The following is a 4,669-nucleotide window of genomic DNA, read 5'->3' as shown; positions in this document are numbered from 1 at the left end:
GGATGGCGTCCGCCAGCGGCATGTAGAGGGTCCAGCCGAAGTCACCGGCGCCACCGGGGGTGAGGAATCCGGAGAGCATGAGGACACCGCCCCAGGTGGTCAGCCAGAAGCCCAGCGCGTTGAGGCGTGGGAAGGCGACGTCGGGGGCGCCGATCTGCAGCGGCATGATGTAGTTCGCGAAACCCCACACGACCGGGGTTCCGTACAGCAGGAGCATCACCGTGCCGTGCATGGTGAAGAGCTGGTTGAACTGCTCGTTGGACAGGTACTGCATGCCCGGGTGGAAGAGTTCCACGCGGATCAGCAGTGCCATCAGGCCACCGATGAAGAAGAAGCAGAACGACATGATGATGTACATGATGCCGAGCTGCTTGTGGTCGGTGGTCGTCAGCATGTTCCAGGCATGGTTTCCCTTGAGGGACTTTCCACCCTGGGGAGCAGGCCGTGTGGGAGCGACCGTATGGTCTTCCCGAGGCGCTACTGCGGTCATTCAATCCTCCTGACTACGCGGAGCCGCTCGTCGGGACGGCTCCCTGTGAATGAACTGCGAGGTGCTGTGGCTCGGCGGCGTAGTCGTCACCTCCGCCGACACATCCAGCGCAGACTGTTGTCCATGTTAATGGGTGTGTGCAGATATTGATAGCCGGGCGCCCTCCGGACCGCCGGGGCGTCGCAATCGGGGGTGGCCGGGCCCGTACCACCTGCGGGACCGCGACCGTTGACCCGACACCCGGCGCACCGGTCACCGCCGTCGCGTGCACACCCTCGCACGTCGACACCGGCCTATCATCGGGAGTATCCCTGAACCGGAGTTCGACCCATGCCCGACACGGCCCGGTTGCGGCACTGCACAGTCGGGCACCGTCCGCAGACCTCCGGACCTACGGACCTGCGGTCGACCAGACCGACGGCCCCGCCGTCAGACAAGGAGCCAACCGCCATGCGCGCAGTCACCTACGTGAGCAACGACACCGTCGAGGTGCAGGAGAAGCCCGTCCCCGGGATCCTGCCAGACGAGATTCTGCTGAAGGTGGGCGGCGCCGGGGTGTGCCACTCGGACATCGCCATCATCGGTACGGGGGACGAAAGTCCCCTCATCGGTTCCACCCTCGGCCACGAGGTCGCCGGCACCGTGGAGAAACTCGGGGAGGACGTCTCCGGCTGGCAGGTCGGCGACCGGGCGCTCGTCTCCCTGGTCCTCGCCTGCGGCCAGTGCCGTGAGTGCCTCGCCGGTCGCGACAACCAGTGCGAGACCGTCTCGCCGCGCACCAGCCTCGCCCCACTCTCCCCCGGCATCGGCGTCGACGGAGGCATGGCGGACTACATCGCCGTCAAGGCCCGCCACCTCGATCCGCTGGGCGACATGGACCCCGTCACGGCCGCTCCCTTGGCGGACGCCGCGCTGACGCCCATGCACGCCATCACCACCGTCCGGGACCGGCTCACCGCGGACGCCACCGTCGTCCTCCTCGGCCTCGGGGGGCTGGGCCACATGGGCCTCCAGATCCTTACTGCCACCACCGGCACCCGGATCATCGCCCTGGACACCGACCCGGAGAAGCTCGCCTTCGCGGCGGCGAAAGGTGCGGTGGCACTGCCGTCCGACGCGGCGGCCGTCGGGAAGATCCTCGAACTCACCGGTGGAACCGGCGCGGACGTCGTCTTCGACTTCGTCGGCGTGCAGCCGACGGTGACCACCGCGGTCAGCGTCGTGCGCAACGGCGGGGCCATCCGCTTCGTCGGCCTGGGCAACGGGTCCTTCGACTATGTCGCCGGCAGCGGAAGCCCTCTGCCGTGGGGCGTCAACATCGAACGCGCCTACGGTGGCACCCGTGCGGAGATGCGGCAGGCCATCGCACTCGCGGCGGCGGGCAAGATCTCCGTCGACGTGAAGCGCTACCCCCTCGATGATGCGGTGCAGGCTTTCGACGACCTGCGCCACGGTCGCGTGCAGGGCCGCGCCGTGCTCGTCCCCTGAGCCCCCGCTCCCCCGCCCTCCGTCGACGGGAGACTCCCGTGGCGGGGAAGCACACGGGGATTGATGACCGGCGGACGCGGGACCGTGAACGGACCCCCGTCTAGAAGTCCCAGTCGTCGTCGACGGTGTTCTCCGCCTTACCGATGACGTAGCTGGAGCCCGACCCGGAGAAGAAGTCGTGGTTCTCGTCACCACCGGGGTTCAGCGCCGAGATGATCGACGGGGAGACGCGGGTCTCGTCGACCGGGAACAGCCCCTCGTAACCGAGGTTGTTGAGGGCCTTGTTCGCGTTGTACCGCAGGAAACGCTTGACGTCCTCGGTCCACCCGAGCTCGTCGTAAAGGTCCTCGGTGTACTGGCACTCATTGTCGTAGAGGTCGAAGACCAGCTCGAAGGTGTGGTCCTTGAGCTCCGACCGGCGGGCCTCCGTCACCTGTTCCAACGCACGCTGGTACTTGTAACCGATGTAGTAGCCGTGCACGGCCTCGTCACGGATGATGAGCCGGATCACGTCCGCGGTGTTGGTCAGCTTCGCGTGCGAGGACCAGTACATCGGGAGGTAGAACCCCGAGTAGAAGAGGAAGGACTCGAGCAGGGTCGACGCGATCTTCTTCTTCATCGGATCGTCACCCTGGTAGAAGTTCAGGACGATATCCGCCTTGGTCTGGAGGTTCTCGTTCTCCTCGGACCATCGGAAGGCGTCGTTGATCTGCGGGGTGGAGGCCAGCGTCATGAAGATCGACGAGTAGGACTTCGCGTGCACCGACTCCATGAACGCGATATTGGTGAACACCGCCTCCTCATGGGGGGTCACGGCGTCCTCGATGAGACTGGTGGCACCGACAGTGCCCTGGATCGTGTCCAGCATCGTCAGGCCGGTGAACACCCGCATGGTGGTGGTCTGCTCGGCCTCGGTGAGCGTCCCCCAGCTCTTGATGTCGTTGGACAGCGGCACCTTCTCCGGAAGCCAGAAGTTTCCGGTCAGCCGGTCCCAGACCTCGAGGTCCTTGTCATCGGGGATGGTGTTCCAGTTGATCGCGGTCACGCGGTCCCCGGAACGGTGATGGACCGGGGTCGTGATCTGGCGCGCTGTCGTCATTCGGTTCTCCTGCGGTAGTGCGGAATCTCCACCCGGCCCCGAACTCCCCCGGGGTCGGGACATCCTCCAACCGTACCCCATCGGACACGCTCCCCTCCGGCGGATGCACACCCCGCCGACGGCGCTACCACGGTGCCACCACACGTCCTCCACGCCACCACCACGCCACCACCGGAACGCGGCTCAGTTCACCGTCGACCACCGGACGAACACCGGCGACACACCCCCGAACTAGGGTAGACGTTGCGAGGTTCGACTACCCTTCACTCCCCTTCCGGCCGGACCCACCGCAGCCGGCAGCGACGGCTTCCCGCCCGCAAAACACTGTGAACTGCGCAATTCACACCGGACAGACTCCAGTACAGGCAAAGCATACTGAGGCCAGACATGCCTGTTTACCTGCAGATATAAGCAAAGGTGAGGCTACGTGCTCTAGCGAGAGGATGAGCCGATCAGTATCGTTGCTGCCATGAGCATCAACGAGAAGTTCCAGGAAGCCGTCAACAAGCAGGTCGTCGCCGAGCACGGCGCGTCCCTCATCTACTCCCAGCTGTCCTACGAAATGGACCGCCTCTCCTTCCTCGGCATGCGCGACTGGTTCCGCGCCCAGGCAGACGAGGAGCGCACCCACGCCGCCAAGTTCGCCGAGCACCTGCTCGACCGCGAGGCCCGCGTGGACCTCACCGACATCGAAATGCCGTCCCTGAAGATCGCCACCCCGCTGGACGCCTTCGAGGCCGCGCTCGCCCATGAGCAGAAGATCTCCGAGATGATCCGCAACCTCGCCCGCGTCGCGGACGAGACCGGCGACATCGACTCCCGTTCCCTGATCAACTTCTTCCTCGCCGAGCAGATCGAGGAGGAGTCCACCGTCAACGACATCATCGACTGGATCAAGGTCGTCGGCAACGACGGTTCCGGTCTGCTGCGCATCGACGCCAAGCTGGGTGGCCGTACCGCCTAGTCGAGACCTGTGACCGGGTGGCCGAAACGGCTTCCCGGCCGCCCGCAACTGTCCGACCGCGTCCGGCGCTGCCACACCCGGCAGTACGGACGCGACCAAGGGCCCCGCACCGGTCATCTGACCGGTGCGGGGCCCTTGGTCGTGCCGTGTTGACCCCGGAACCCCGCCGGCGGTCCGGTGACCGCCGGTTCCGTCAGGGCACTACAGCATGCAGGACACGCAGCCCTCGACCTCGGTGCCGGCCAGCGCCGCCTGGCGCAACCGGATGTAGTACAACGTCTTGATCCCCTTACGCCACGCGTAGATCTGCGCCCGGTTGATGTCACGGGTCGTCGCGTCACCGGGGAAGAACAGCGTCAGCGACAGACCCTGGTCGACGTACCTCGTCGCCACCGCGTAGGTGTCGATGATCTTCTCGTATCCGATCTCGTACGCGTCCGCGAAGTACTCCAGATTGTCGTTATCCATGTGCGGCGCCGGGTAGTAGACGCGGCCGATCTTGCCCTCCTTACGGATCTCGATCTTCGAGGCGATCGGGTGAATCGACGACGTCGAGTTGTTGATGTAGGAGATCGACCCGGTCGGCGGCACCGCCTGCAGGTTCCGGTTGTACAGGCCGTACTCCATC

Annotated in this window: 4 protein-coding genes and 1 pseudogene; 2 read left to right on the top strand and 3 right to left on the bottom strand. The window is 65.6% G+C overall.

Going from position 1 to position 4,669, the window contains the following annotated elements; translation table 11 throughout:
- Positions 1 to 490 (bottom strand): cbb3-type cytochrome c oxidase subunit I (locus QZV72_RS08870; protein ID WP_297007480.1); only part of this gene is annotated, 490 nt, incomplete at its 3' end.
- Between the two features lie 450 nt (positions 491 to 940).
- Between QZV72_RS08870 and QZV72_RS08865 the strand changes: the two genes are divergently transcribed.
- Complete coding sequence (locus tag QZV72_RS08865; protein ID WP_297007477.1) at positions 941 to 1,978, top strand: alcohol dehydrogenase catalytic domain-containing protein; 1,038 nt, start codon at positions 941 to 943, stop codon at positions 1,976 to 1,978.
- A 100-nt stretch (positions 1,979 to 2,078) separates the two neighbouring features.
- Here QZV72_RS08865 and nrdF read toward each other — a convergent pair whose 3' ends face one another.
- On the bottom strand, positions 2,079 to 3,077 hold the full coding sequence (gene nrdF / locus QZV72_RS08860; protein WP_297007474.1) for a class 1b ribonucleoside-diphosphate reductase subunit beta: 999 nt from the start codon (positions 3,075 to 3,077) through the stop codon (positions 2,079 to 2,081).
- A 469-nt stretch (positions 3,078 to 3,546) separates the two neighbouring features.
- On the opposite strand from nrdF, the gene QZV72_RS08855 reads away from it, so the two are divergent.
- Positions 3,547 to 4,041, top strand: coding sequence for a ferritin (locus QZV72_RS08855; protein WP_297007473.1), 495 nt, complete (start codon positions 3,547 to 3,549; stop codon positions 4,039 to 4,041).
- A gap of 201 nt (positions 4,042 to 4,242) precedes the next feature.
- Here QZV72_RS08855 and QZV72_RS08850 read toward each other — a convergent pair.
- A pseudogene (locus QZV72_RS08850) lies at positions 4,243 to 4,669 on the bottom strand (ribonucleotide-diphosphate reductase subunit alpha); the annotation flags it as partial.

This window comes from uncultured Corynebacterium sp., from assembly GCF_902782855.1.
Lineage (GTDB): Bacteria > Actinomycetota > Actinomycetes > Mycobacteriales > Mycobacteriaceae > Corynebacterium.
The sequence above is the reverse complement of the archived record's forward strand: the minus strand, read 5'-3'. Positions and strand labels throughout refer to the sequence as shown.